The 26,976-nt window shown below is 70.6% G+C and carries 24 protein-coding genes and 2 pseudogenes; 13 read left to right on the top strand and 13 right to left on the bottom strand.

Going from position 1 to position 26,976, the window contains the following annotated elements; genetic code table 11:
* Positions 1 to 4 precede the first annotated feature (4 nt).
* A complete protein-coding gene (locus AC3WRT_RS17185) occupies positions 5 to 382 on the bottom strand; it encodes a hypothetical protein (protein ID WP_492724078.1) in 378 nt (125 codons plus the stop codon).
* Between the two features lie 336 nt (positions 383 to 718).
* Here AC3WRT_RS17185 and AC3WRT_RS17180 point away from each other — a divergent pair, with 336 nt between their 5' ends.
* Complete coding sequence (locus AC3WRT_RS17180) at positions 719 to 3,100, top strand: coiled-coil domain-containing protein (protein WP_492724076.1); 2,382 nt, start codon at positions 719 to 721, stop codon at positions 3,098 to 3,100.
* 272 nt (positions 3,101 to 3,372) lie between these two features.
* Here the strand turns inward: AC3WRT_RS17180 and AC3WRT_RS17175 are convergent, their stop codons facing one another.
* Positions 3,373 to 3,918 (bottom strand): NADPH-dependent FMN reductase, encoded by a 546-nt coding sequence (locus AC3WRT_RS17175; protein ID WP_492724074.1) that lies wholly within the window; start codon positions 3,916 to 3,918, stop codon positions 3,373 to 3,375.
* Between the two features lie 255 nt (positions 3,919 to 4,173).
* Between AC3WRT_RS17175 and AC3WRT_RS17170 the strand changes: the two genes are divergently transcribed.
* The gene (locus AC3WRT_RS17170; protein ID WP_492724073.1) at positions 4,174 to 5,979 is read left to right on the top strand and encodes a CotH kinase family protein; all 1,806 of its coding nucleotides are present in this window, start codon (positions 4,174 to 4,176) and stop codon (positions 5,977 to 5,979) included.
* A gap of 120 nt (positions 5,980 to 6,099) precedes the next feature.
* Here AC3WRT_RS17170 and AC3WRT_RS17165 read toward each other — a convergent pair whose 3' ends face one another.
* Complete coding sequence (locus AC3WRT_RS17165; protein ID WP_492724071.1) at positions 6,100 to 6,393, bottom strand: hypothetical protein; 294 nt, start codon at positions 6,391 to 6,393, stop codon at positions 6,100 to 6,102.
* Positions 6,394 to 7,407: 1,014 nt separating this feature from the next.
* Here AC3WRT_RS17165 and AC3WRT_RS17160 point away from each other — a divergent pair.
* The 3 genes and pseudogenes from AC3WRT_RS17160 (at position 7,408) to AC3WRT_RS17150 (ending at position 9,022) form a co-directional block, all read left to right on the top strand.
* Positions 7,408 to 7,638, top strand: coding sequence for a hypothetical protein (locus tag AC3WRT_RS17160; RefSeq protein ID WP_492724069.1), 231 nt, complete (start codon positions 7,408 to 7,410; stop codon positions 7,636 to 7,638).
* Between the two features lie 326 nt (positions 7,639 to 7,964).
* Positions 7,965 to 8,823: pseudogene (locus AC3WRT_RS17155) on the top strand (IS5 family transposase).
* Between the two features lie 67 nt (positions 8,824 to 8,890).
* On the top strand, positions 8,891 to 9,022 hold the full coding sequence (locus tag AC3WRT_RS17150) for a hypothetical protein (RefSeq protein ID WP_492724067.1): 132 nt from the start codon (positions 8,891 to 8,893) through the stop codon (positions 9,020 to 9,022).
* A gap of 153 nt (positions 9,023 to 9,175) precedes the next feature.
* On the opposite strand, the gene acs is transcribed toward AC3WRT_RS17150, so the two are convergent.
* The 3 genes from acs to AC3WRT_RS17135 form a co-directional block, all read right to left on the bottom strand.
* Entirely contained in the window at positions 9,176 to 11,170 is a 1,995-nt protein-coding gene (acs, locus tag AC3WRT_RS17145; RefSeq protein ID WP_492724065.1) for an acetate--CoA ligase, read from the bottom strand.
* A 112-nt stretch (positions 11,171 to 11,282) separates the two neighbouring features.
* Positions 11,283 to 12,389 carry a tryptophan--tRNA ligase gene (trpS, locus tag AC3WRT_RS17140; protein WP_492724063.1) on the bottom strand — a complete coding sequence of 369 codons (1,107 nt, stop codon included), beginning with the start codon at positions 12,387 to 12,389 and terminating at the stop codon, positions 11,283 to 11,285.
* A 147-nt stretch (positions 12,390 to 12,536) separates the two neighbouring features.
* Complete coding sequence (locus AC3WRT_RS17135) at positions 12,537 to 13,466, bottom strand: prenyltransferase/squalene oxidase repeat-containing protein (protein ID WP_492724061.1); 930 nt, start codon at positions 13,464 to 13,466, stop codon at positions 12,537 to 12,539.
* A 53-nt stretch (positions 13,467 to 13,519) separates the two neighbouring features.
* On the opposite strand from AC3WRT_RS17135, the gene AC3WRT_RS17130 reads away from it, so the two are divergent.
* The 8 genes from AC3WRT_RS17130 (at position 13,520) to AC3WRT_RS17095 (ending at position 19,747) form a co-directional block, all read left to right on the top strand.
* Entirely contained in the window at positions 13,520 to 14,482 is a 963-nt protein-coding gene (locus tag AC3WRT_RS17130; protein WP_492724059.1) for a Fic family protein, read from the top strand.
* A gap of 639 nt (positions 14,483 to 15,121) precedes the next feature.
* Positions 15,122 to 15,910 (top strand): CpaE-like family protein, encoded by a 789-nt coding sequence (locus AC3WRT_RS17125; protein WP_492724057.1) that lies wholly within the window; start codon positions 15,122 to 15,124, stop codon positions 15,908 to 15,910.
* A gap of 34 nt (positions 15,911 to 15,944) precedes the next feature.
* A complete protein-coding gene (locus AC3WRT_RS17120; RefSeq protein WP_492724055.1) occupies positions 15,945 to 17,117 on the top strand; it encodes a TadA family conjugal transfer-associated ATPase in 1,173 nt (390 codons plus the stop codon).
* Positions 17,114 to 18,025, top strand: coding sequence for a hypothetical protein (locus AC3WRT_RS17115; protein ID WP_492724053.1), 912 nt, complete (start codon positions 17,114 to 17,116; stop codon positions 18,023 to 18,025). Before AC3WRT_RS17120 ends, AC3WRT_RS17115 begins: the two co-directional genes overlap by 4 nt.
* Positions 18,022 to 18,657, top strand: coding sequence for a type II secretion system F family protein (locus AC3WRT_RS17110; RefSeq protein WP_492724051.1), 636 nt, complete (start codon positions 18,022 to 18,024; stop codon positions 18,655 to 18,657). The genes AC3WRT_RS17115 and AC3WRT_RS17110 overlap by 4 nt, the downstream gene beginning before the upstream one ends.
* 148 nt (positions 18,658 to 18,805) lie before the next feature.
* Positions 18,806 to 18,994 carry a DUF4244 domain-containing protein gene (locus tag AC3WRT_RS17105; protein ID WP_492724049.1) on the top strand — a complete coding sequence of 63 codons (189 nt, stop codon included), beginning with the start codon at positions 18,806 to 18,808 and terminating at the stop codon, positions 18,992 to 18,994.
* Positions 18,991 to 19,359: a TadE family type IV pilus minor pilin gene (locus AC3WRT_RS17100; protein WP_492724048.1), complete on the top strand. Its 369-nt coding sequence runs from the start codon at positions 18,991 to 18,993 to the stop codon at positions 19,357 to 19,359. Before AC3WRT_RS17105 ends, AC3WRT_RS17100 begins: the two co-directional genes overlap by 4 nt.
* A 7-nt stretch (positions 19,360 to 19,366) precedes the next feature.
* Positions 19,367 to 19,747 carry an Rv3654c family TadE-like protein gene (locus tag AC3WRT_RS17095; RefSeq protein ID WP_492724047.1) on the top strand — a complete coding sequence of 127 codons (381 nt, stop codon included), beginning with the start codon at positions 19,367 to 19,369 and terminating at the stop codon, positions 19,745 to 19,747.
* Positions 19,748 to 19,790: 43 nt separating this feature from the next.
* Here AC3WRT_RS17095 and AC3WRT_RS17090 read toward each other — a convergent pair whose 3' ends face one another.
* From AC3WRT_RS17090 to AC3WRT_RS17060, 7 genes and pseudogenes are all read right to left on the bottom strand, one after another.
* Complete coding sequence (locus tag AC3WRT_RS17090; protein ID WP_492724045.1) at positions 19,791 to 20,255, bottom strand: RrF2 family transcriptional regulator; 465 nt, start codon at positions 20,253 to 20,255, stop codon at positions 19,791 to 19,793.
* 248 nt (positions 20,256 to 20,503) lie between these two features.
* Complete coding sequence (locus AC3WRT_RS17085; RefSeq protein ID WP_492724084.1) at positions 20,504 to 20,830, bottom strand: TOBE-like domain-containing protein; 327 nt, start codon at positions 20,828 to 20,830, stop codon at positions 20,504 to 20,506.
* A gap of 33 nt (positions 20,831 to 20,863) precedes the next feature.
* Positions 20,864 to 21,514: pseudogene (locus AC3WRT_RS17080) on the bottom strand (sulfate/molybdate ABC transporter ATP-binding protein); the annotation flags it as partial.
* The gene (gene cysW, locus AC3WRT_RS17075) at positions 21,511 to 22,317 is read right to left on the bottom strand and encodes a sulfate ABC transporter permease subunit CysW (protein WP_492724043.1); all 807 of its coding nucleotides are present in this window, start codon (positions 22,315 to 22,317) and stop codon (positions 21,511 to 21,513) included. The pseudogene AC3WRT_RS17080 and the gene cysW, both read right to left, overlap by 4 nt.
* On the bottom strand, positions 22,314 to 23,261 hold the full coding sequence (gene cysT, locus AC3WRT_RS17070) for a sulfate ABC transporter permease subunit CysT (RefSeq protein ID WP_492724041.1): 948 nt from the start codon (positions 23,259 to 23,261) through the stop codon (positions 22,314 to 22,316). Before cysT ends, cysW begins: the two co-directional genes overlap by 4 nt.
* 8 nt (positions 23,262 to 23,269) lie before the next feature.
* A complete protein-coding gene (locus tag AC3WRT_RS17065) occupies positions 23,270 to 24,307 on the bottom strand; it encodes a sulfate ABC transporter substrate-binding protein (protein WP_492724039.1) in 1,038 nt (345 codons plus the stop codon).
* Positions 24,308 to 24,451: 144 nt separating this feature from the next.
* Positions 24,452 to 26,824: a DEAD/DEAH box helicase gene (locus AC3WRT_RS17060; RefSeq protein WP_492724037.1), complete on the bottom strand. Its 2,373-nt coding sequence runs from the start codon at positions 26,822 to 26,824 to the stop codon at positions 24,452 to 24,454.
* Between the last annotated feature and the right edge of the window lie 152 nt (positions 26,825 to 26,976).

The following is a 26,976-nucleotide window of genomic DNA, read 5'->3' as shown; positions in this document are numbered from 1 at the left end:
GCCGTCAGCGCGGGATGGTGTCGGACACGCGGTGGAGCCCGACGACGAGCGAGTCGCTCGGGTCGATGGGGTGCTTGCACGACGAGGCACTCCCCGTGGCGCGGCCCAAGGTCCAGGCGTAGCCGACCGACATGCTGTCGTGGTTCGCGGCGCAGTTCGGGGTGCCGGTTGCCTTGTCGAGCTGGGTGACACGGGCGTCGTTGACGATGGCGATCAGCTGCTCTCTCGTGAGCATGCCCGTCGTGGTCTTGCCCACCGACCGGAGGACCCATCCCCCGGATGATCTGGTGCCGCACCCGGCGAGGAGCGCGACCGCCAGGCACACGGCATACGCCCTCAGCATCCGTGCCGGCGTGGACCGTCGTGGACCCGCGTTCCTCATGTCCCCCCTGTGTCTCTGGAGAGGGTGACACCGAAGGGCGCCGGAATGGTCCCTTTCGGGGGATGCAGTGCGGGCGCACCCAGGGGGACGCGCCCGCAGTGGTCGAGCCGACGACGTCGGCCTTGACGTGGCCGACCACCTTCGTCAGGTCGGCGGTCGCGTCGCTCCAGCCGATGCGTGGCTCCACGCATCGGCTGGAGCACCGTTCAGGGTCTTGAACGGCACGTTCAACACAATGAACACCAAAACGGTCTTACCGGGTCTTTACCGTCCCTAGTGTCTCTGGTGGGGGCCGGCTCATCAGGGGCTTGCCATCAGGGAAGGCACCAGGCAGAGATGTCGAGTCACACGTTCACCGCTTCTTCGTACAGCACCAAGCAGCCGACCACGATCGCCCGTCGCGCCGTCAAGGCGCTGGTGGTCCCGGCCGCCCTGGCCAGCATCATCTTCGCCGGCAGCCCGGTGTACGCCGCGACCACGGCCACCTCGACGGGGGCGACCGGAGGTGTCTGCAACGGAGTCGTCAACCAGCTCGCGCACCGCGGCTCCGTGCAGGAGAACCTCCTGAAGGCCGCCGCGAAGAAGAACGCCGACGTGATCGCGTCCCTCACCAAGGAGCGCTTGGCCCTCGAGGCGCAGCGCACCGACCTCCAGGGTCAGGTCGACCAGATCACGAAGCAGCTCGCCGAACTCGACGCGCAGGGCGCCGTGCTCGATGCCAACCTCACCACGGCCAACGCCACCTTGGATCTCGTCACCGCGCAGCAGGCCACCACGGCCAGCCAGATCGCGGACGCGCAGAAGGCGATCGCCGAGCTCGCGGCCAAGAAGAGCGACCTCCAGTCCCAGCTCACGCCGCTCCAGGACCAGCTGGCCGCCGCGCAGGCGAAGTCGGCTGATCTCGCCGAGCAGGCCGACACCGTCCAGGCGCAGATCGACGCCAAGAAGGCGAACATCACCAGGGCGAGCAGCGAGCTCGAGGCGCTGCAAACAACTGCTGCCTCAGCCGCTGAGGCTCTCACTGCGAAGCACGGCGAGATCAGTGCCGCGCAGGACGAGCTGGCGACGCTCAGGAAGGCCGCGCAGTCCGCGTCGGCGGCGGTCGACACGGCAACGCAGGCAGTCACGGACGCGGAGACGACCCTGCAGGCGCTGGTGGACAGCGGCACGGCTGCCCAGGCCGAGCTGGACGCCCAACAGGCGAAGGTGTCAGACGCCAAGACGACCTTGGCATCCCTGCAGTCCGACGCCAAGGCTGCGGCGGACGCGGTCTCCGCGAAGCAGGCGCAGATCACCAAGGCTGAGGCTGACCTGGTCTCGCTACAGGCGACCGCCAAGACCGCCGCCGACGCGGTCACCGCGAAGAACGCGGAGATCAGCAAGGCGCACGCGGACCTGACGACGCTGAAGGCGGCGGAGACGGCTGCGTCCGACGCGGTGGCCGCTAATGGGGGCGCCATCGCCACCCTCACCACGCAGATCAGCGGGCTGCAGTCGCAGATCTCCTCGGTCAACGCGCAGATCACCGCCAAGCAGGCCGCCCTCGCCACGGCACAGAGCGGGCTCACGACCCTCGAGGCAACGAAGACCAGCCTCGAGCGCCAGATTGCCGACCTGACCACGCAGATCTCCGCCTTCCCGGCGACCAGCAACGGCAAGGACAAGCGAGCACTCGAGGATCTGCGGACCTCGAAGCAGGGCGAGCTGGCGACGGTCAACGCGCAGATCGCCGACAAGAACACCGTGATCGCCGGACTGAACGGGGACCTGTCCAAGCTGCAGCAGCAGGTCGCCGACCTGAACGCGCAACTGGTCGCCAAGCAGAACCAGAGCAGCGCCCTGCAGCAGCAGGCCGCTCCGCTACAGGCGACGCTTGACGCAGCCAGGGCGGCCGTGGTCACGAAGCAGGGTGACATCGCGGCCCTCCAGGGTCAGCTCCCCGCTCTGACGGCTGCGGTGGCCACCGCGGACCAGGCAGTCTCGACCAAGCAGGGCGAGCTCGTCACGTTGAAGGGACAGGTCCCGGCGCTTCAGGACGCGGCCAAGGCTGCGAACGACAAGGTCGCGGCACAGGAGAAAGTCGTCGCCGACCTCGAGGCTGCGCTTCCCGGTCTGACCGAGGGCGTCGAGGCCGCTCAGCAGAAGATCGACGACGAGAGGGCCGTGCTCGACGGTCTCAAGGCCGACCTGGCGAAGGCTCAGGGGGCGCTCGAGGCGGCCAACACGGCAGTTGCGGGCAAGGACACGGAGATCGCCGCCCTTCAGGGTGAGCTGCCGGCCCTGGAGGGGGCCGTTGCCATCGCGAACGCCGCGGTGGCCGGCAAGCAGGGCGAGATCGGCACGCTGAACAGCCAGATGGACACGCTGGTCGCCCAGCTGACCGGGCTCAACGGCCAGATCGCGGCGGCCGAGGCCGAGGTGCTTGCCCTGCAGACCCGGGTGGCTCCGCTGCTGGACCAGCTGAACCAGCTCAACGCCGACATCTCGGCCACGGAGGCCCAGCTCGCCACGCTCCAGGGCCAGCTGACGGCGCTCGACAAGCAGGTCACTGACGCTCAGGCGGTGCTTCGCGGCCTGGAGGCGCAGAAGAAGACGAACAAGGACGCCATCGCCACCCAGACAGCGGCCGTGAAGAGCCTGCAGGCCCAGCTCGGTGCCGTGCAGGAAAAGATCAAGGCGATCGACGGCACCATCGCTCTCGGTGGCTGCGTCGCCTGACCCGTAACGCGGGACGGCGCCCGACCTAGGGTCGAGGCACCACGTGCACGGGGGAGGCCCCAGGCCGACCAGGCCTGGGGCCTCTCCCTATCCGGGCGGGGGCCGGCGGCCTACGTGCTCGCCGACATCCGGCGCGCGCCGAAGCCGGGGGCCTGAGCCGACGCGCGACGACCCCGTGAACCGGGGTGGCGGAGTGACGGCATACGCCATCGGTGGACGACGACGGGGGCCGCCCAGGTGGGCGGCCCCCGCTGCGAGGTGGTGGCGTGCGGTCAGGCGGTGGCGCCGACGGGCTCGTCGACCTTGGTGGTCAGCGCCTCGAGGAGCGCGCCCAGCTCGGCGCGGCGCTCGTCGGTGACCTCGACCTCACCGGCGGGGGTGAGGTCCTGGGTGAAGACCAGGCCGGTCGAGCCGACGACGTCGGCCTTGACGTGGCCGAAGACCTTCGTCAGGTCGGCGGTCGCGTCGCTCGCGCCGCCCCAGCCGTAGCCGACCAGGGCGATGGGCTTGGCGTCCCACTCGGCGAAGAGGTAGTCGATCGCGTTCTTGATCGGGGCGGGGAAGCTGCGGTTGTACTGCGGCGTCACGACCACGATGGCGTCGGACTCGAAGACCTTGGAGGCCCAGTCCTTCGTGTGCGCCTTCGCGTAGTTGCCGTTGCGCGGCATGTCCTCCTCGTCGAAGAACGGCAGCGACGACAGGTCGAGCAGCTCGACCTCCCACTCGCTCGAGGGCGCCTGGGCGGCGACCCACTCGGCGACCTTGGGGCCGATGCGGCCGGGACGGGTGCTGGATACGACGATACGAAGTTGCTTCACGGTTCAACTAACTATCACTCGGACGCAGACATTCCGGACCGCCCTCTGCTCCCGCTGTGAGCCAGGACACACAGGTTCTTGGCGAATCGCCGGCTCGGGTCCGCCCCCTGATTGAAAGCCGGCGTCAGGAATAGTGCACAGCCAGGGAGGGATTGTCTCCATATAAATAGGCATATCGTGAATAGCGATCGCAATATTATCACGGACAATTGTGAAAATGCATTCCGGCGCAATGCGGCCCTGCATTCTCTTGCTATGAGAAACCTACGAATTGCGAGCCTCTCGCTCTTCGGGGCCTTGGCCTTGGTGGCACCCACCGTCGCTGCATCCGCGGTCGTGCCCACGCCACCTCAGACGATCACGAACCTCCCGACCGTCTATGTGACGCTGACAGACCTGCCCGCGAAGGACGACCTGAGCTACGTCAACACGCACAAGGACATTCCGGTCGCCAGCCAGGTCGATGTCGCTGACGGCGCCACCACGACGACGGTCGCGTGCACGACGCTCCCGACCGACGCCGCACCCGACGGTGTCGGCTGCCCGACCATCAAGGGTCATGGCAACTTCACCTGGACGCTCGACAAGAAGTCGTACCAGCTGAAGTTCGACAAGAAGACCGCCCTGCTCGGCATGCTTCCGGGCAAGACGTGGATTCTCATCGCCAACCGCGCCGATGCCTCATTGATGCGCAACAAGGCAACGCTCGACCTCGCCGCCCAGTTCGGCATGTACGCCACCCCCGAGTCGCGTTTCGTCGACCTCGTCGTCGGCGGCAAGGACCTCGGCAGCTACCTGCTCACCGACAAGGTCACGGTCACGAAGTACGACGCGACCAAGCCGGACAGCCATGTGGCGCTCACCAGCCCGCAGGGTGTGCTCGTCGAGATGGACAACCACTACGGCTCCAGCGAGCCTTTCCACTTCACGACGGCCAAGAGCAGGTCGATCTTCGTGCTGAAGGACTCCTACGTCGGCTTCAAGAACGATCCTGGAGTCGTGCTCGACACCGACACCCAGGCGGGCTGGAACGACGTCCAGAGCACCCTCAACACCATCGAGGGACTGCTCTACGCGAACAGTCCGGACTGGGCCAAGATCAGCGCCCTCATCGACGTCGACTCCTTCGTCAAGTACTACTTCATCTCGGAGTTCGTCGAGAACCCCGACGTCTCCTCCTCCAGCGTCTACTTCTACAAGGACGGCCCGACCGACAAGCTCCACGCTGGACCGGTCTGGGACTACGACATCTCGCTCGGCAACTACGCGAGCACGAACCGTGGCGGCAACCCCACCGAGGACTACGTCAAGAACGAGCTCAAGACCATCACCGGCAACGGCCAGTTCGACTGGTGGACGCAGCTGTTCCGCAACCAGGCCTTCGCGGCGCAGGCGAGCTCGACGTACGAGACGCTCAAGCCCCTCGTCAACGCCGTGCCCTCGAAGATCGACGGCTACCAGGCGCAGATCGCCCAGTCGGCCGCCCACAACTTCGTCGTGTGGCCGAACATCCTCGGCAAGACGTCGGTCATCGCGTTCAACGGTGGGCACACGCCCATCAAGACGACCTGGAGTGCCGAGGTCTCCCTGCTCAGGACGTGGGCAGCGCAGCGCGCGGCCTACCTGGCCCAGTCCTACGGGGCGAACGTCCCCGTGCTCCGCTACGCGGCACAGCTGCAGAGCATCGGCTGGCAGCCGACCTTGTCGACCGGCCAGATGGCCGGGACCACCGGGAAGATGCTGCGGCTCGAGGCGCTGAAGATCACCGACACCAACACGACGACGACCGGCTCGGTCGTCGGGAACGCCCACGTGCAGAACCTCGGCTGGATGGGCTACCAGGCGCCGGGTGCCGTCATCGGCACCGTCGGGCGTGGGCTGAGGATGGAGGCCATCCAGCTCAAGCTGACCGGCAACCTCGCGACGAGCTACAACATCAGCTATCGCGTGCACGTGCAGAACATCGGCTGGATGAGCTGGGTGTCCAACGGGGCCACCGCCGGCACCACCGGCCAGGCGCTCCGCATCGAGGCCATGCAGATCCGCATCACCAAGAAGTGAGGGCCGTCTTCGACGGCCGCTGAAGGACGGCGCCGCTCATCCCCGGGGGCGGCGCCGCTCCGTCGGTCGGCTCGGGTCACCCGAGAGGGCGTATGCCGTCCGCTTCCTCGTGCGCGCGGCTCAGTGGTCGGCGAGTCGCCTCTCGAGCGCCTCGACCCGGGCCACCAGGTCGGCGGCGACCAGGGACTGCAGCCGGGCTTCCAGGGCCGATTCCCGGGCGGTCTGAGACGGTGACGGGCTGGTGGTCTGGCTCGTGGCCGTGCCGGCGAGGGACTGGCGCACGAAGGTGCGCGCCAGCGTGGAGGGGCCGACGCCGACCTCTGTGGCGCGGGCCGTGAGCGCGGCGAACTCGTCGTCGGTGAGGCGGACCGAGAGCACCTTGGTTCGTTCGGCTCTCTTGCTCGGGGCTGGCATGTGACTCCTGTGACTGGTGTGACTTAGTCATGCCTTGTCGGTGGTCGACTCTATCGTGGGGACATGAGCACAGCAGCCACCCTCGAGGCCGACGTCGCCGGCGCTGATGGCGCTGATGGCGCCGGCCTCGTGGGGGTGCTGCGGTCGATGGCGGCCACGCTGCTAGGCAGAATGCGTATATAGTCGCTGAAGCCCTTTCTGAATTCCAGATCCTCACGCACGAGCCTGGCAAGTCTCAAAGGCCCGTTGAACCTCCGGCACCTGAGCGATTGGAAGACGGCGGCACGAGTCATCATCGCCCGTTGTGAAAAGCTCACCCCAATTTAGTGGGCCTGAATCCGCCGACAGCAGACGGTCCTTCACCGTGGCTGGCCACCCGTTGTTTCCCTCTTGATACTCCGGAACCTCGAGCCGAGGTGGGTAGTGCATGCGCTCGAAGAACTCAGATCCAGCGCTTAGCGGGGCATGAAGAGCTGGCAGAACGACGGCCCAAAAGTCCGCGCGGATAGGGTGTCTTGTGGTGGTGCGTCCGTGGTCGCGCGCCTAGTGTCGCAACCCACGCGCGCGACTTGAGGACGGGGAGGGTAGCGCACCGTCACGATGAGCCCACATAAACCTGCGGGCGCGGGCGCGGGCTTGACCGGGGGGTCTCACGCGGGGCGGGCCCCTATTCCGCATACCCACCCCTCTGGCCCGGATTAACCCGTAGGTTGCTCGCATGGCGAATTATGAGCTTCGGATGCTTCTGGCGGAGTGCCCTATGTGCGAACACCATGGGCTGCACACGCCGAGCGGACGGGGCCTCTTCACCTGCGGGCTTTGCAAGACCTCATTCGGCACTGGTCGGGCCGAGGATGAATTGGTTGTGTCGGCCGACCATGACGGCGGCGCAAGGGGATGACGCACGCTGACGCTGACGGCACGCGCCAAGGCCCCAACGACCCACTGGTCGGCGCGGGCCTCTCCCAAAGGGGGCCTGCTCTCACTGCCACAACGCAGCGCAAGAATTCGGCGGTGACCCTGCTCATCGTTGCCGGTATCTCCAGCGTAGTCGGCATCTTCCTGGCGATCCCGGCGGCCATCCTCGGCATCCTCGCCGTGGTTCATCAGGACGACGCGCCATCCCGTTCTGCAAGGTTCACTCGTTGGGGGTGGGTCGCCTACGCCATAGGAGCGACGCTGACGGTGCTTGCCGGTGCCATCCTTATCGGATTTGCTTTCCTAGCCGCGAGTGGCAATAAATAACCCAACGCCTCCGAGCGAGCCGCGCTTGGGACGCCGACGCGCAGGGCCTGCGGCTGATCCAAAGACAAACAGGGAGTTCCGGTGCAGGGAAGTAGCCCGCGCGGGGCCCACGCGGGCTACTGGGCGTTGCTGACGGGCTTGCGCAAGGGGCACCACGGGCGCCCCCGCCCCGACCCGATACCGGTACCGGTACAGGCTCGACCTCGCTAGCAGTTGGGTGACCTAGGGCGTGTCTCCAGAATGTGGGCGTTGTCGGCCGTGATGGTTAATGCATGTCGCGTTCAACCGTGCTGACCGATGCCCAGTGAAAGCTGATCGAGCCGTTGATGCCGTCTTCGGATGGCAAGCGCGGCAATCGTTTTCGGGACCACCGCACGATCGTTGAGGCCGTGGTGTACCGATTCCGCACCGGGATCGCCTGGCGGGATCTTCCGGAGCGGTTTGGGCCCTGGCAGACGGTGTGTAAGCGACACTGCCGGTTCTCGGGGGACGGCACCTGGGACCGGATCCACACCACGCTGCTCGTGCACGCCGACGCGGTGGGGGAGATCGACTGGTCGCTGAGCGTCGACTCGACGATCAACCGGGCCCACCAGCACGGCACGAACCTGACCCGAGCAGCCTCAGGTAGCGGGACACAGGGGCTCTGTCGAATCACGAGAATCTGCTGCTCGAGCCGGCTGACCACGCGGTCGGTCGCTCGCGCGGCGGGCTGAGCACGAAGATTCACCACCTGTGCGACGGCAGGGGCCGCCCGCTCGTGCTGCTCCTGGGCCCCGGGCAGGCGAACGACTCGCCGATGTTTCCCGCCCTGCTCCAGGCGATTCAGGTGCCGCGCCTGGGTCCGGGACGCCAGCGGACCCGGCCCGACGCGGTCCTGGGCGACAAGGCGTACTCCTCCCGCGGCAACCGCCCGCTCCTTCGCTCGCGCGGCATCAGGGCGGTCATCGCCGAACCGTCCGACCAGACTGGCAACCGCAAACGCAAGGCTCCAAGGGAGGCCGACCACCGGGGTTCGACGCCGACGCGTACAAGGGCCGCAACGTCATCGAGCGCTCCTTCAACCTCCTCAAGCAGTGGCGCTGCCTGGCCACCCGCTACGACAAGCTCGCCCTGACCTACCGCGGGGGCGTCGTGTGCGGCGCGATCGTCACCTGGCTACGCGAACGGGGAGACACGCCCTAGTCCTCCGCACGACCACCTGACCTGCGCAGATACCCACACACTTTGCGGAAGTTTCTGTCGCCACGTCGTGCACTGGCTGCACGGCGGACCCACCGACCTGTGCAACGGTGCGCTGCTCTGCGAACGCCACCACACCGTCGTGCACCAACGCGGCCTGACCGCCACCGTCACCGCCTTCGGCGTCACCTGGCACCTGTAACGGCCCCGCCCCACTCCCCGACGCCCAGCGGCGGGGGTCAAGGCATGCCTGCCGACGGATGCCTGGCGGGCGAGGGCACCACGCACACCGCCCGCCTCACAATGGCGAGGCGGGCGGCATACGTGCTCGGGCGGTCGAGGCCCACCAGGCGGCTCAGCCGTTCGACATGCCCGTCTTGATGAGGTCCATGACCGAGCTGTCGGCGAGGGTCGTCACGTCGCCGACCTCGCGGCCCTCGGCGACGTCACGCAGCAGCCGGCGCATGATCTTGCCCGAGCGGGTCTTGGGCAGCTCGCTCACGATCATGATCGAGCGGGGCTTCGCGATGGGGCCGATCTCCCTGGCCACGTGGTTGCGCAGCTCCTGGACGAGGTCCTTGCCCTCACCCGGCTCGTCGGCCTCCTCGACGAACTCCTGGCGGAGGATGACGAAGGCGCAGACCGCCTGGCCGGTCGTCGGGTCGTTGGCGCCCACGACCGCCGCCTCGGCGACCTTCGGGTGCGACACCAGCGCCGACTCGATCTCGGCCGTCGAGAGGCGGTGGCCCGAGACGTTCATGACGTCGTCGACGCGCCCGAGCAACCAGATGTTGCCGTCCGCGTCGTACTTCGCGCCGTCACCGGCGAAGTAGTACTTCTCACCGAACCGCGACCAGTACGTCTCCTTGTAGCGCTCAGGGTCGCCCCAGATGCCGCGCAGCATCGCCGGCCACGGCTTCGTCAGCACGAGGTAGCCGACCTGCTCGGGCGTCGTGAACGGCTGCCCCTCGTCGTCGAGGATCTCGGCGCTGATGCCGGGGATCGGCCTCTGCGCAGAGCCCGGCTCTAGCGTCGTCACGCCGGGCAGCGGGCTGATCATGATCGCGCCGGTCTCGGTCTGCCACCACGTGTCGACGATCGGGGCGCGGCCGCCGCCGATGTGCTTGTGGTACCAGAGCCACGCCTCCGGGTTGATCGGCTCGCCGACAGAGCCGAGCAGCCGCAGCGAGCTCATGTCGAACTTCGCCGGGATGTCGGCGCCCCACTTCATGAAGGTGCGCACGGCCGTGGGGGCGGTGTAGAGGATCGTGACCTTGTAGTCCTGGATGATCTCCCACCAGCGGCCCTGGTGCGGAGTGTCCGGGGTGCCCTCGTACATCACCTGCGTGACGCCGTTGGTGAGCGGCCCGTAGACGATGTAGGAGTGGCCCGTCACCCAGCCGATGTCGGCGGTGCACCAGTAGACATCGGTGTCGCGGTGCACGTCGTGGACGACGGCATTCGTGTAGGCACACTGCGTCAGGTAGCCGCCGGTCGTGTGGAAGATGCCCTTCGGCTTACCGGTCGTGCCCGACGTGTAGAGGATGAAGAGCGGGTGCTCCGCCTCGAAGGGCTGCGCCTCGTGCGTCGGGGCTGCCTTCTCGAGCGCCTCGTGCCACCAGACGTCACGGTCGTTCCAGGCGGTGTCCTGCCCGGTGCGGCGGACGACGAGCACGTGCTCGACCGACGTGTCGGCGTGGTCGAGGGCCGCGTCGACGGCCGGCTTGAGAGCCGCCGGGGCACCGCGCCGGTAGCCGCCGTCTGACGTGATGACCACCTTGCACTGCGCGTCGTTGATCCTCGTGTGCAGCGCCTCGGCGGAGAAGCCGCCGAAGACGACCGAGTGCGGCGCACCGAGCCGGGCGCACGCGAGCATCGCGACCGCGGCCTCCGGGATCATCGGCAGGTAGATCGCGACGGTGTCGCCCTTGCCGACGCCGAGCTTCGCGAGCGCGTTTGCGGCTCGCTGCACCTCTGCGTGCAGGTCGGCATACGTGATGTCGCGGGTGTCGCCCTCGGGCTCACCGACGAAGTGGATCGCGACCGTGTCACCGCGACCGGCCTCGACGTGGCGGTCGACGGCGTTGACGCACGCGTTGAGCTCGCCGTCGGCGAACCACTTCGCGAACGGCGGGTTGCTCCAGTCGAGCGACTGCGTGAAGGGCGTGCTCCACGTGAGGTAGGTCCGGGCCTGCTCGGCCCAGAAGGCCTCCTGATCCGCGGCCGCCCTGTCGTAGAGGTCCGCCGTGCCGTTCGCCTCCGCGGCGAACTGGGGCGGCGGTGGGAAGGTCAGTCCCTCGTGGACGAGGTTCTCGAGCGGCTCTTCGCTCACGGTGTCACCCTTTCGCATCGACGATGGTGCGCTGTGCCGGCCTGGTGCAGTCCGCCCTGCCGTACAACTCAATTGCAGGCTAGTTCGCGCTTCAAGTGTCCCGCGAAACAGGTCGGCTTGCTACCGCGGCTCAGTAGCTCATCCCCATCACCGCACGGACGGTGGCAAGGGTCCGCTCGGCCACCTCGTTGGCGCGGGCGTTGCCCTCGTGCAGGACGGAGATGACGTATGCCGGGTCGCGGGCGAGCTCGGCCCGGCGCGCCCGGTGCCCGGCGAGCGAGCCGTTGACCGCGTCCGTGACGACGTCCTTGAGGGCCCGTGCACCGCCGTCGCCGACCCGCTCTGCCACGCTCTGCGGCGACTCATCGAGGAAGAGCCCGGCGATGGTGAGCAGGTTCGCCACGGCGGGACGGCCCTTGGGGTCGAAGGTGATCCGCCGCTCGGAGTCCGTGCGCGCGGCGCGGATGCGAGCCGCCGTCTCGTCCGCCGTGTCGCGCAGGTTGACGACGTTGCCCTTGCTCTTGCTCATCTTCGTGCCGTCCGTGCCGAGCAGGAGTGGCACCTCGCTGAGCAGGGCCTCGGGCTCGGCGAACACACTCTGCCCCCCGGCATACCGGCTGTTGAAGCGGCGCGCGATCGCTCTCGTCTGCTCGAGGTGGGGCAGCTGGTCGCGCCCGACCGGGACGATCCGGCTGTGGCAGAAGAGGATGTCCGCCGCCTGGTGCACCGGATAGGTGAGCAGCAGACCGGACAGCGGGCGCCCGCCCGACAGGGCCAGCTCGTCCTTCACCGTCGGGTTGCGGCGTAGCTCGGCCTCGGTGACGAGCGACAGGAACGGCAGCATCAGCTGGTTCAGGGCCGGCACGGCGCTGTGGGTGAAGGTCGTGGTGCGCGCCGGGTCGAGACCGGCGGCGAGATAGTCGAGGACGAGCCCGTGGACGTTCGCGCCCATGGCGCCCACCGAGTCGCGGTCGGTGATCACCTGGTAGTCCGCGATGACGACGAACGTCTCGACGCCCTTGTCCTGCAAACGGACCCGGTTGCGCAGGCTCGCGAGGTAGTGGCCGATGTGCAGCGGGCCGGTGGGTCGGTCGCCGGTGAGCATCCGGAAGCGCGAGGGATTCTCCCGCGCGTGGTCGTCGATGAGTGCGTCGAGGACGGCGCTGCGGTCGCGGGCGACGGCAAACGTCGTGCTCTCGTCGCTGTGCAGGGCGGGGTTGGTGGTGGTCTGGGTCATGTCTGCTCCTGGGTTCGGGGCCCACGAGTGACCGGCGTCCGCAGACGCGAAGAGCCGCCCGTGGGCGGCTCGGAATCGGGTTCGTCAAGGTGGCCGCCTCAGCTGGGCAGCCACCACGCGCGGATCGGTGCGACGGTCGAACTCACGTCAGTCAGGATACGCGAGCAGCACCCGCTCGGCGACGAGAGTGACCCACCGGCTCGGCTGCCCGGCTCGCTCGTTGGGGACATGGGTCACGCCGGGGTAGGGGCGGTTGGGGCTCCAGCGCCCATCCTCGCGACCGCGGCCGCGTAGGAGAGCCAGCGCGTCATCCATGCGCTCGTCCTGCGAAACTCCAGCGACCGCAAGCGCATCCAGGCCGCGGAGGATGTCGAAGTGCCACCGCGCGGGGTGGTGGAGGCGGGTGAACTCGGGGTTGATGGGCTCGCCTGTCCGCTCGCTCCGGTAGAGCCGGTGCCGCAGCAGGAACTCCACCGAGGTGGCCCTGGCGTCCTCGAGCTCCTCACGGCGGTAGGTGTAGCCCGAGCGCAGGTAGGTGGTGATGCCCTCGATGACGCACACCGTCGTGTGCACGGAGGAGTGGCGGACCTCGGCCCCCGGGCGGTTGCGCTCGCAGTTGAAGCCGCCGTCCACGACCCGCTCGCCCAGCAGGAAGTCGACGATCGGGCGCAGGCCTCCGGGGTCGGCCCAGAACCAGCAGGCGTAGCCCAGGGCCATGCCGTTGACGCAGGCGTCGCTCGGCCTGCCCCGCGACGAGGGACTGAGCCCGCCGTCATCGGCCCTCTCCGTCGTCAGGATCGCCCTGACGGTCTCCCTGGCGGCGGCGTTCGTCGGCGGGAAGCCGATCTCGCGCAGCTGCAGGAGGGTGTAGTGGCTCGAGGTCCACTTCGGCGAGTAGAAGCCGCGCCCCCAGTGGCCGTCGGCGCCGCGCCCCGCCAGCAGGGCCGCTCCGACGCCCTCCGTGGCGATCCGGCGCTGCAGGTGCGGGTCCTCATGGCCGAGGAGATCGCGCGTGGCGAGGTAGGCGACGGCGACGTCGCCGTCGAGCAGCCAGTCGAGGACCTCCGAAGTGGCCACGGTCTCATCGTGACAGGCCGGGCTCGCCTTCACAGAGATCTAGGCTGAAGGGCGTGCCACAACCGACCCCGAGCCGCCCCAGCCCGCAGACGCCCCAGCCGACGGAGCGCCGGGAGCCGGCGCAGGCTGCACGCACGGCGCTGCTCGAGCAGCTCTCGGCGCTCACCGACCTTCCCGACGTGCGGGAGCGCGCCGCCGCCGCTCGGGAGGCCTGCACGAGACTGCGCTTCCACGAGGCGTTGCGCCGGCGCATCCCCGAGGCGTCCGCCGAGTCCCGGGTGCGGGGGGCACGGGCGAGCGCGGCCCTCGACGGCGCCGAGTTCCCCGTCGAGCTCGTCCGCGAGCTGATGAGCGGGGCGCGCGACTGGCCCGAAGAGCTCGACCCCGGACTGCGCACCCTCAAGGGAGCCATCGCCGCTACGGCGGAGAGCGAGCGCGTCGTGTCGCTCGTGCGCACCGCCCCGCTCCAGGCCCTCGCCCGGCTGCATGTTGCGGCGGCCGCGCTCCTCGTCGACGTCACCAGCGCAGCTGCGGGGGGCGAGGGCGAGCCCGATGCGCTCGGACGGCCGCGGGTCGGGCAGGAGGGCTGCGTCGAGCTCGTCGACCTCGGGCCGGCGCCCGCGCCCACCGTCGTCGCCGCGCGCCTCGCCTCCATCTCCGAGGTCATCGTCGCGGCAGCGGGCAGCAACCGCGTCCCCGCTGCCGTCGTGGCGGCCCTCGTCCACGCGGAGATCGCCGCCGTCCGACCCTTCGTCCACGGCAACGGGCTGGTCGCGCGGGCGATGGAGCGCGCGCTGGTCCAGGCCCTCGGACTCGACCCCACCGGGGTCGCCGTCCCGGAAGCCGGCCACGTCGCGAACGGCGGCCCGGCGTATCTCGGCGCGCTCACGGCATACGTCCACGGGGGTTCAGCCGGCGTCGGCCTGTGGCTGGGCCAGGCCGGGGAGGCCATGGTTCGCGGCGCGGCCGAGGGCGAGCGGATCAGCGACGCGGTCAGGGCCGGCCGCCTCAGCTGAGGGTCGCCCGTCGCAGCCCGGCGTGGTGGAGGCGAAATGTGCAGCCTGTCCACGTCCGTGGACACTTTCTCGTCCTCACCGGGGGATGGGGGGTGTTGCCGGACGGGTCGGAGGGAGTAGAACGGAGTCAGGAACCACATCGCCGGGAGGCGTAGAACCGGATCCCACGCAGGACAGAAAGTCTCGAGAAGAGGCCGAGTACCCACGCGAGAGCAGTTCACTTGGAACCGTCCACCCCCGGGCGCACAACCGGGGCGACACTACGAGAAATGCACGCTTGGTAGCACGGAACTTCTCTGAAGGCCCTCCGGCCCGCGGCCGGGGGGCCTTCGCCCGTTCAGGGTGCTCACAAAAGCGCATAAGTCACAGCGTGTCGTGACTCCTCAGTTTGCAATCGCCGACCTCAGCGTCCACGATTGCAGACGGTGCTCCCCTCGCGGGTAGAGCACCGACGCGATCTGGCTCCTCCCCCCCGGTGCCAGTCTCGTGAGGTGGCCTCCGTCTTCCCCCGGACGGAGGCCGCCGCTCTTTCCGGCCCCGTTTCCGGCGTTGTCCACACCCCTTCGCCGCTGGCCCCGGCTGTCCACCGGTGGACGTATGCCGCTGGGCCGGGACCGGCGGCTGCGTGACGGTTGGCGCATGGGAAACGTCATCGCCTTCGTGCCCACCTCCGGTGGTCTCGGCTCCTCCACGCTCGCCGCCGCCGTGGCCGTTCGCGCCGCCGCAGCAGGCCGCTCCGTCACTGCCGTCGACCTCGACCACACCTCCGGCTGCCTCGACGTGCTCTTCGGGCTCGAGCAGCAGCCGGGATGGCGGTGGCCGGAGCTCATCGACGTCGCAGGCGTCGTCGACGGCCTGGGGCTCGCCCACGAGCTGCCGGTCTCGTGCGGGGTTCCCGTCCTGTCGGGAGGGGGAGCGGGCTGGGACCCGCGGCCCGACGGCGCAGCCGTCCAGGAGTGGCTCGACACGGTGCCGGACGTCGTCGCGGGGCTTGCCGACGCGCACGCGCTGACTGTCCTCGACCTCCCGCGTGACACGGCCGTGCTGTCCGCGGTCGCGTTGCTCGTCGACGCGGTCGTCGTCGTGGCGGGATCGCAGGTGACACAGCTCGCCGCCGCATCCGTCGTCGTGCCCGGGATACGGAGCCTGCTCTCGAGGCTCCGCGACGCGGGCCGCCCGTGGGAGGCGCAGCCGCTGCTGCCCATCGAGCCGTGGGTCGTGCTCCGCGGCAGCCGGGTCGAGCCGGACCTCGAGGACCTCGTCATGGACGAGCTCGACGTGCCGCTCGTTGCAACGGTGGGCGACGACCGCCGCCTCGCCGGCGAGGTCGCCGAGGGGGTGCCGCCGGGGGCGCGCGGTCGGGGCGAGGTCGTGCGCGCCGCCGACGAGCTGCTCCTGCGCCTGACCGACCAGGCGGTGGCCGCGTGATCGCGCCGACGCCCCATAGGCGGGGGTGGCGGCGATGACGCTGACGCCGGCGATGTGGCAGCGGGTGCGCGAAGGGGTGGGGCCCGACGGGGAGGCCGTCGCAGAGGTGGCCACCCAGGAGCGAGGTGCCCTCGGCGCCCACCGCGTCGCCGAGACCCGCTCGGCACTCGCCGCACGCGTCCTGGGTGCCGGTCCCCTCGACCGCTGGCTCGCCGAGCCTGGGGTCACCGACGTGGCCGTCAACGGCGACGGGCGGGTCTGGGTCGACCGAGGCCACGGCATGGAGTGGGTCGGCGAGCGCCTCGAGCCCGACGACGCCCGCGGCCTGGCCGTCCGGCTGGCCGGGATCGCAGGAAGGCGGCTCGACGAGGCCAGCCCGTGGGTCGACGGCCAACTGCCGTCGGGCGCCCGGTTGCACGCCATGCTGCCGCCGCTCGTCGAGGGAGGGCCGCACATCACGATCCGCGTCCCACCCCAGGAGCCGGTCTCGCTCGACGAGCTCTGTCAGCGAGGCATGCTGCCGGGGGAGTTGGAGCCGGTCCTACGCGCCGTTGTCGCCCGTCGACTCGCCTTCGTCGTGTCGGGAGGCACCGGCGCGGGCAAGACCACGCTCCTGGCCGCACTCCTGGGCTGCATCGACCCCGTCGACCGCCTGCTCGTCGTCGAGGACGTTCGTGAGCTGAGCGTCGACCACCCGCACCTCGTCCGGCTCGAGGCGCGACCGGCCAACGTGGAGGGCGCCGGCGAGGTCACGCTGACGACCCTCGTACGCCAGGCCTTGCGAATGCGACCCGACCGGATCGTCGTCGGCGAGGTTCGTGGAGCGGAGGTGCGCGAGCTGCTGGCCGCCCTCAACACCGGCCATGAGGGAGGGTGTGGCACGGTCCACGCCAACGCCCCCGCCGATGTGCTGGCCCGCTTCGAGGCCCTGGGCGCGCTCGCAGGGATGGGGCCCGAGGCGGTGCGGGCACAGCTCTCGGCCGCCATCGACCTCGTCGTCCACGTGGCCCGCGACCGCGGCGTGCGCCGGGTGGCCTCCATCGCGGCGCTCTTCCGCCGAGAAGGCGTGCCATGCGTGGTCCCGGCGCTCGAGTGGGACGGCCCCGGCCACCAGCCCCGCGTCGTTGCCGGCTGGCCGGCTCTCGCGGCCCGGCTCGGTCTCGAGACCGACGCCGTGGCTTTGCCGACGATGGCGCAGGCGTCATGAGCGCTTCTGCGGTGGGCCTCGGCGCGGCGCTGCTCATGGGCCTCGCGGTCCTGGTGTGGCCGCGCCGCCTGCCGCCCTCCGTGCTGGGCCCCCGCGTGCGTAGGTCCGCTGCGCCGGGAAGCAGCCCAGGCGCAGGCCACGAGGGTCCGAGCCTCTGGCACCAGGACCCCGTCGAGCTTTATCGCCGCTGGCGGCTGCGACGGCGGCCCGGCGAGCTGGTCGACGACGTCCTCGACCTGCTGCGCGGCATCGGTCCGGCTCTCGAGGCCGGTCTCACCCCGAGCCGCGCGATCGAGCTGGCGGCCACGACGACCCTCGGGGCCGAACGCGTGCGCCTCAGCCGGGAGGCGCCGCGCCGGAGGAGCGGGGGCCGGTCTGGAGAGGCGTCACCGCCATCACGCCCGCGACGGTTGCGCCCGGGCCGACGCGCGGGCCGACGCGCGGACGGGCCCGGCGGGGCGGTGCGTCAGGGAGCCCACATCGACCGCCTCGTCGGTGCCCTTCTCGACGCGAGCGACCGAGCCGTGCCCGCCTCACCAGTGTGGACTGATTGGGCGGAGCGCAGCGCCTCGGCCGAGCTCGCCTTCGTCGCGGCGGCTTGGCGCCTGTCCGAGACGACGGGCGCTCCGCTCGCCTCGGCGGTGGACCGAGCCGTGCGCGGGCTGCTCGACGCGCGAGCGCGCCGTGGCAAGGTGGCGGTCGCGGTCGCCGGCCCGCGTGCGACTGTCAGCGTGCTGACTCTGCTTCCGTTGACGGGGCCGTTGTTCGGCCTCGCGTGCGGCATCGATCCGGGCACGCTCTACTTCGGCTCGTCGATCGCGACCGTGAGCGTCACGCTCGGCCTCGGACTGGTCTGGGCCGGCCGGACGTGGTGCACCCGGATGGTGCGAGCGGCGGTGCGGTCGTGACCACCTCGGTCGTCCCAGTCGTGCTCGGGGAAGGAGCCGGCGCTGCCGTTTCGGCCGCAGTCCTCGCCTCCTTGGCCGTGCTCGTCCTGCTCGACGGCCCCACCGACCCCAGGCAGGAAGCCAGCGGTCCTCCGGAGGCGCCAACCGGTCCGGTGCCGGCGCTTCGACCAAGCGGGCGGCAGGATGACCAGAGGCACGCCGTCGACGCCGAGGTGTCCTCGGCTCTGGCGCTGCTCGCTCTCGCCTACCGATCCGGCCTGCCGACCTGGGACGTCCTCGAGGCAGTGGCCGCGGGTCTCGGTGACCCGGCAGCGGCCGACCTGCGGCAGGTCGCCGCCGCGCTCCGGTGGGGAGCGACCGAGGCCGAGGCTTGGACATCCGTAGGTCCTACCTGGACTCCGGCCGCACGCGCCGTCGCCATCGCTCACCAGGCCGGCGTCCCGCCGGGACCGATGCTGCTCGCCGCCTCCGACGACCTCCGGCGCACCGAGCTGGAGCGGCTCGAGATCTCCGCGGCCAAGGTCGGCGTCAAGCTCGTCGCGCCGCTCGGTCTCGTGCTCTTGCCCGCCTTCTGCCTGACCACGGTCGCGCCGCTCGTCATCGCCCTGGCCGGTGACCTCCTCCACGCCTGAACGTCCGCCGCAGCCCCGCGCGAGCTGCCGACCGCGCCGTTCCCCGTCCCCTCGACCACACGCGTCGACCACACGCCTCGACCACGCGACCCGACCACGGGGACCACGAATGTCCCGGGCACCAGCCCGGACGATGAAAGGAGAACCCATGACCCACAGACTGATTCGCCGATTCCGAGCGCGACCCAGCGATGCCGGGATGACCACCGCCGAGTACGCCGTCGGCATCATGGCGGCCTGCACGTTCGCGCTGGTCCTGCTCGGCGTCGTCAAGTCCGACGCCGTGCGCAGCGCCCTCGCCGGGATCGTCCAGAGTGCGCTGGGGATCGCGGGGTGACACCACGTCGCCCCCGGCCCACGCCGGTGCGGGAGCGCGGGATGGTGACGGCCGAGCTCGCCGTCGCCATCCCGTCCGTCGTCCTCGTCCTCGCCTTCTGCCTCGTGGCGGTCAACGCCGCCGTCGATCAGATCCGCTGCGTCGACGCTGCCAGGCTCGCCAGCCGGGCAGCGGCGCGCGGGGACGACGAGACCGAGGTGCGGGCGCTCGCCGCCGAGGCCGCGCCCGCCGGTGCCAGCGTCCAGGTCGTCGGCGCCGGCGGGCAAGTGCGCGTCACGGTCTCCGCCCGTACCGGGGGATGGGGCGCCCTTCCGGGCTGGGAGCTCACGGCGTCAGCGGTGACGCCCGTCGAGTCAGCGTCATGACAGTGTCATGACCGCGTCATCGCAGCCACCATCGACCTGCCGTCTCCGCCTCGACGAGCGCGGCGCGGCGACGGTGATGGTGCTGTCCCTGGTCGGGGTCGTGCTTGCCCTGACGGTCGGTGGCCTCGTCGTCGCCTCCGCCGTCGTGGCCAGCCACCGCGCCCGTCTCGCTGCCGACCTCGGCTCGCTGGCCGGCGCGTCGGCCCTGCAGGACGGTGCGCCGGCGGCGCGCGCGTGCGCCGTCGCTGGACAGGTCATCCGGGCCAACAGCGCTGTGCTGCAGAGCTGCTCGGTCTCAGGGGCAGACGTCGACGTGCGGGTGGCGGCCGACGTCGCGCTCTGGCCGGCGCCCGCCACGGCAGCCGCACGAGCCGGCCCTGCCCGCTGAGCAGCGCATTGGCCAGCCTCGCGTCTGGGCCTGAAATGGTCCGTCAGCGGTTCTGCCACGCGTCGGGGGTGGTGAGCAGCTGGCGTACGCGGTCGGGGAGGTCTCCCGTGCGCAGGTCCTCGAGCGACGTCTCGTCGAGCACTTCGCGAAGGCTCGCGCGCACCGCGACCCACAGGCTGGGGAGGTGGGTGGCGACCCCCTGGTACTCCGTCTCGTGCGGGCGCAGGCCTCGCACCTCGGCCAGGGGCCCGTCCACCGCCCTGAAGACGTCACCGACACTGATCTCGCCGCGCGGCCGGCCGAGCACGTAGCCTCCGCGGGCTCCCCGCCGGCTCAGCACGAGCTCGGCGCGCCGCAGGTCCGCGAAGATCGCCTCGAGGAACTTGCGCGGCAGCTCCTGGCGCGTCGACAGCGTGTCGATGCTGATCGGGCCGGAGCTGTCCGCGTCGGCCTCGGCGAGGATGAGCATCGCGCGTACCGCGTAGTCGACCCGTGCCGAGATGTCCACGCGTGCAGTCTGCCGTACCCACCCCGTGAGCACGCGGCACTGGCGGGGGGAAGTGCCCACTCGACTGGACGGGGTGAGGACTGAGGCGGCGAGGTGTCGTCCCCTCGCCGCCTCAGTTCACTCGGTGAACCCGAGCCACCCACCCCGCCGCTCGGCAGCGGGAGGGGCTTCACCGCCTACGGTATGCCGTCGCGTCGGGCGAAGCGCGTTCTGTCTCACCTTGGCTCCCCGGAACTGGACATGTCGGGTCAGATCGCCAGCGCCGGGTCGACGTCGACCACGCTGGAACGAGCGACCGCACGTGCGTGGACTCTCTCGCCCTCGAGCAGCTGCAGCTGGGCCGCGTCGCGCCGCGTCACCTGCGCGGCGAAGCGCTCGCCGGAGTCGGCGCGCAGGTCGACGCGCACCTCGAAGCCGAGCGGCACCACCCGCTCAACGACCGCCTCGATGACACCGGGGGAGCCGGCCACCTTGGCGTCGAGCGCGAGGGCTGTGGCGCGGTCGCGCTCGAGCGCGATGTCGTGCGGCCGGACCAGCTGGCCGCCGAGGTGGGCGACGGAGCCGAGGAAGCCCATCACGAAGTCGTTGGCCGGGCGCTCATAGAGCGTGACCGGGTCGCCGACCTGCTCGATGCGGCCGCGGTTGAGCACCGCGATCCGGTCCGCGACGTCGAGAGCCTCCTCCTGGTCGTGCGTCACGAGCACCGTCGTCACGTGGACCTCGTCGTGCAGGCGCCGCAGCCACTGCCGCAGGTCCGTGCGCACCTTGGCGTCGAGGGCCCCGAACGGCTCGTCGAGCAGCAGCACCTCCGGGTCGACCGCGAGCGCCCGGGCCAGGGCCATCCGCTGGCGCTGGCCACCGGACAGCTGCGCCGGGTAGCGGTGCTGGAAGCCGTCGAGGCCGACGATCTCGAGCAGCTCGTCGACCTTGCGGCGGGTCTCGGCCTTGGGACGCTTGCGGATGGTCAGCCCGAAGGCGACGTTGTCGCGGACGGTCAGGTGCTTGAACGCGGCGTAGTGCTGGAACACGAAGCCGATGCCGCGCCGCTGCGGCGGCACGTTCGTCACGTCGCGGCCGCCGATCGTCACCGTGCCGGAGTCGAGACCCTCCAGCCCGGCGATCGAGCGCAGCAGCGTCGACTTGCCGGACCCGCTCGGCCCGAGCAGCGCGGTCAGCGAGCCGCTGGGGATGTCCAGGCTGACGTCGTCGAGGGCGGTGAAGGAGCCGTAGCCCTTCCGGGCGCTGGTCACGGTGATCATCGGTCGCTCCTCTTGCGGTCGAGCACGGTCATGAGCAGCAGCACGACGAGCGCGATGCCCATGAGCAAAGTGGCGGCGGCATACGCCCCGTAGGTGTTGTGGTCGTCGATGTAGCGCGAGTGCACGAGCAGCGTCAGGGTCTGCGAGACCCCCGGGAAGCCGGAGCTGACCATGATCACCGCGCCGAACTCGCCCAGCGCCCGGGCGACGGTGAGCACGACGCCGTACGTCAGGCCCCACCGGATGGCGGGCAGGGTGATCCGCCAGAACGTCTGCCAACGGTCGGCCCCGAGCGTGGCGGCGGCCTGCTCCTGGTCCTGGCCGATCTCGTGCAGCACCGGCTCCACCTCGCGCACGACGAACGGAAGCGTCACGAAGATCGTGGCCAGCACCATGCCGGGGATGCCGAAGATCACCTGGACGCCGGCCCGGTCCAGCCCGCCGAACCAGCCGTTGACGCCCCACAGCATGATCAGGGCGACACCGACGACGATCGGCGACACCGCGAACGGCAGGTCGACCACCGCCTGCAGGAGACCTCGGCCGCGGAAGCGCCCCCGCACCAGCGCGAGCGCTGTCGCGACGCCGAAGACGACGTTGACCGGCACGGTGATCGCCACGAGAAGCAGCGACAGGTTGAGCGCTGACCGGGCGGCCGGGGTCGAGATCGACGCGACGAACTCGGAGAGCCCCGGCTCGAACGTGCGCCAGAGGATCACCCCGATGGGGACGGCGACCAGGACGAAGAGGTAGCCGAGCGCGACGACGCGCAGCGACAGTCGCGTGGCGCGGGAGACCCTCATGCGTCACGCTCCTCGCGTCGCTGGGCCCGGCTCGACACGACGCGGAGCACGAAGAGCGTGACGAACGCGATGGCCAGCAGCGCCACCGACACGGCGGCGGCAGCCTGCGGCCGGTCGATCTCGATCTGCTGCTGGATGTACTGCGAGGCCACCTGCGTCTCGCGGGGGATGTTGCCACCGATGAGCACGACCGAGCCGTACTCGCCGATCGCGCGCGCAAAGGCGAGCCCGGTGCCGCCGAGGATCGCCGGCGCGAGGGTCGGCAGCACGATGCGGCGGAAGGTCGTCCAGCCCGAGGCGCCGAGCGAGGCGGCAGCCTCCTCCACCTCGCGGTCGGCCTCGATGAGCACCGGCTGCACCGACCGCACGACGAACGGCAGCGTGACGAAGAGCAGCGCCACGACCAGACCCCACTTGGTGGCGTTGAGCTCGATCCCGATGGGGCTGTTCGGCCCGTAGAGCGCGAGCAGCACGATGCTCGCCACGATCGTCGGCAGCGCGAACGGCAGGTCGATGAGGGCGTTGACGACGCGCTTGCCCGGGAACTCGTCGCGCACGAGCACCCAGGCGACGAGGGTGCCGAGCACCGCGTTGGCGACGGCCACGAGCGCCGACACGAGGACGGTGACCCCGAGCGCGGCGAGGGCCGTCGGCGCGGTCACCGCCTTCCAGAAGCCCGCCAGGCCGTCGTCGAAGGCCGCGACGGTCAGGGCGGCGAGCGGCAGCAGAACGATGACGCTGAGCCAGAGCGTGACCACGCCGATGCCGAGTGGCCGGGCCAGCCCTCCCCGGTACCGCGAGTGCCGCTCCGCAGGAACCGGCGAAGGTGTGCCCTCGAGTGGACGTATGCCGTCCGGCCCGGTCGCGTCCGGACGCGCCGGCAGGGGCGCTGCGTCCGTCTCCGGATGCAGGCCCGTGCGCTGCTGGTCGGTCTCAGCCGTCACCGCGTCCGTCACTGCGTCGCCGAGTCGTAGATCTTGGCGATGTCCCCGACGTCCTTCTTGAAGAGCGTGCTGTCGACGGTCTTCCAGCCGCCGAGGTCCGCGATCGTCCAGAGCTTGGCGGGGTTCGGGAACTTCGACGCGTAGTGTGCAGCCACCGTCTGGTCCACCGGGCGGAAGCCTGCCTCGGCGAGCAGCTTCTGAGCCTCGGGGGTGTAGAGGAAGTCGTTGAAGGCCGTTGCCTTGGCGAGGTTCTTGCTGCCCTTGAGCACCGCGGCGGGGTTCTCGATCTTGAAGGTCGTCGGGGGCGTCACGTGCTGGACGGGGTCGCCGTTCTTCTCGATGAAGAGCGCCTCGTTCTCGTAGCTGAGCAGCACGTCGCCGCTGCCCTGCAGGAACGTCTCGGTGGCCTCTCGCCCCGACTTCGGCTGGACCTTGACGTGTTCCTTGACGAGGGCGGAGACGTAGGCGAGGCCGGCGGCCTTGTCGGCGCCGCCGTTGCTCGTGGCGGCATACGGCGCGAGCAGGTTCCACTTGGCCGAGCCAGAGGAGAACGGGTTGGGGGTGACGACCTGGATGCCGGGCTTGAGCAGGTCGTCCCAGTCCTGGATGCCCTTCGGGTTGCCCTTGCGGACCACGATGGTCACGACGGAGCCGAAGGGAACTCCCTTGTGCTCGTTGGCATTCCAGGTGGGGTCGACGAGACCTGCGTCGACCAGACGCGTCACGTCCGGCTCGACGGAGAAGTTGACGAAGTCGGCCCCGGCCCCGGCGGCGACCTTGCGGCTCTGGTCGCCGGAGGCGCCGTAGCTCTGCTGGAACTGGACGCCCTTGCCGGCTGCGGTCTTCTGGAAGGCCGGGATGACGACGTCGAAGCCGACCTTCGGGACGGCATACGCGAAGAGGTTGATGGTGCTGGTCGCGGCGCCCCCAGCGGGTGCCGTGCCCGCGGCTGCGACCGTGTCGCTGGCGCCTCCGCCGGCGCACGCCGTCGGGCCGAGGGTCGCGGTGACGGCGATGGCGGCGAGGGCGAGGGAGGGGCGGCGCATGTCGGGCTCCTGAGGGATCGCGTCCGGATCGGTGGTTTCCCTATCCGTTGCATGGGAGTTTCGAATAGCGCGGCGTTACCGGTCAAATAACGCGGGATTATGTCTCAAAGTGTGGGCGTCGGCCGGTGGGCAGGGCAGCCGGGGTCAGGACGTCGAGAGGGATCCGGGCCCGGCCGCGCGCAGCACGAGGTCGAGCAGGGCCACGGCGCCGGCCTTGTCGAGGGGCTCGTTGCCGTTGCCGCACTTCGGGGACTGGATGCACGACGGGCACCCGCTGGGACACTCGCAGGCTGCGATGGCCTGACGCGTCGCGCTGAGCCACGTCCGGATCCGCCGGTAGCCCCGCTCGGCGAAGCCCGCCCCGCCGGGATGGCCGTCGTAGATCAGGATCGTCGGCAGGCCGGTGTCCGGGTGCAGCGCCGTCGACACCCCGCCGATGTCCCACCGGTCGGCCGTCGCGAAGAGCGGCAGCATCCCGATCGCGGCGTGCTCGGCGGCGTGCGCGGCCCCGGGTATGCCGTCCTCCGCCACCCCGACGGCCGCGAGCTCCTCGACGGGCATCGTCCACCAGACGGCCTTGGTGGCCAGCGACCGCGGCGGCAGGTCGAGCGGGTGCTCGCCGAGCACCTCCCCGCCCGGGAGCCGCCGCAGGAAGGAGGTCACCTGGTGGCGCACCGTCACGTGCCCGAAGGAGCACCGGACCGGCCCCCAGTCCTCGTGCTCCGTCTCGTGCACGATCTGGAAGTCGCTCACCGACTGGGCCTGCGTCGTCCAGCCCGGGTCGCCGCGCACCGCGAAGGCGGCGTGGTCGTCGAGGTCGAGCTCGGTCACCACCCAGGTCTGCCCCTGGTGCAGGTGCACCGCCCCCGTGTGCACCTGCGAGTGCGCGGCCGCGTCGTCGACGGTGCCGACGACGCGCCCGGTGCGGGTCTCGATGATCCGCACCGGCTCACCGGCCCCGCGCAGCGACAGGTGGTCGGCGGGCCGGTCCTCGCGCCCCCAGAACCAGCCGCGCGGGCGCTTCTTGAGGATGCCGCGGGCAACGAGGGCGTCCAGCAGCACCCGCGTCTGCGGCCCGAAGATCGCGAGGTCGGCCTCCGTCACCGGCAGCTCCGCCGCAGCGGCCGCGAGGTGCGGGGCGAGCACGTGCGGGTTGTCCGGGTCGACGACGGTCGCCTCGATGCCCCGGCCGAAGATCGACTCCGGGTGGTGCACGACGAACGTGTCGAGCGGGTCGTCGGCGGCGACGAGCACGGCGAGCGAGCGCTCGCCGGAGCGCCCGGCACGACCGGCCTGCTGCCACAGCGAGGACAGGGTGCCCGGCCACCCGGCGAGCAACACGGCATCCAGCCCACTGACGTCGACGCCCAGCTCGAGCGCGTTCGTGGCGGCGAGCCCCAGCAGCTCCTTGGAGCGCAGCGACCGCTCGAGCTCGCGGCGCTCCTCGGGCAGGTAGCCGCCCCGGTAGGCCGCCACCCGGTGCTCGTCCGTGACGGGCACCCGCTCCTTGGCGATCCGCGCCACCACCTCGACGCCCGCTCGGGAGCGGGCGAAGGCCACCGTCTGCACGTGCTCGCGCACGCACCCGGCGAGCAGCTCACCCGTCTCGGTGATCGTGCTGACGCGCTGCGGCTGGCCCGTCTCGTCGACGAGCAGCGGTGGCTCCCAGAGGGCGAAGGTCATCGGTGCGCGCGGCGACCCATCCCGCGTGACCGGAGCGACCGGCATACCCAGCAGCCGTGAGGCATGCTCCTCCGGGTCGGCCACGGTGGCCGACGCGAAGACGAAGACCGGCTCGCTGCGGTAGCGCGCGGCGACCCGGCGCAGGCGGCGCAGCACCGCAGCCATGTGGGCGCCGAAGACGCCCTTGTAGACGTGGCACTCGTCGACGACGACGTAGCGCAGCGCCCGCAGGAACGAGCTCCACCGCTCGTGCCCCGGCAGCAGCGAGTGGTGCAGCAGGTCCGGGTTGGTCAGCACGAGGTTGGCGTGGTCGCGGATCCAGCGCCGCTCGTCCGTGGGGGTGTCGCCGTCGTATGTCGCGGGCCGCACCCCGGGCAGCGCCAGCCGGTCGATGCGGCTCAGCTGGTCGGCCGCGAGCGCCTTGGTGGGGGAGAGGTAGAGCGCCGTGGCGCCTCGGCCGTTGGGGGCCGCCGCGCCCGCGATGAGGTCGGTGAGGATCGGCAGGTGGTAGCCGAGGCTCTTGCCCGACGCCGTCCCGGTGCTGACGACGACGTGCCGGCCGGAGTGCGCGGCCTGCGCGACCTCCACCTGGTGCGACCACGGGGCCTGCAGGCCCGACGCCAGCAGGGCGCCGAGCAGGGTCGGATCCACCCACTCCGGCCACTCGCCGTGCACGGCCGCCCGGGCGGGCGCCTCGTGGACGTGGACGAGCCGTTCCGGGTGCTCGCCGACGAGGGTGCTGAGCAGCTCCTCGGGGCTGGTGCGCACGGTGGACGCCGAGCCGCGTCCGGGTGCTCCCGGCACGGTACGCGTGGGCGCTGGCTCCCCGTTCATGTGGAGCAACCGTATGCCGTCAGGGTACGGTTACCGACGTGCGGGGCACGTTACCGCGCAGTCAAACAGGCGTGGGACACGGGCTCGGCCTTCGTTCGGTCGACACCGGACCAAGCCCCTGCGATGCGACCCCACGACCGGCAACCTCAAGT

The sequence above is a fragment of the Terrabacter sp. FW104-15G4B genome (assembly GCF_058790095.1).
The sequence above is the reverse complement of the archived record's forward strand: the minus strand, read 5'-3'. Positions and strand labels throughout refer to the sequence as shown.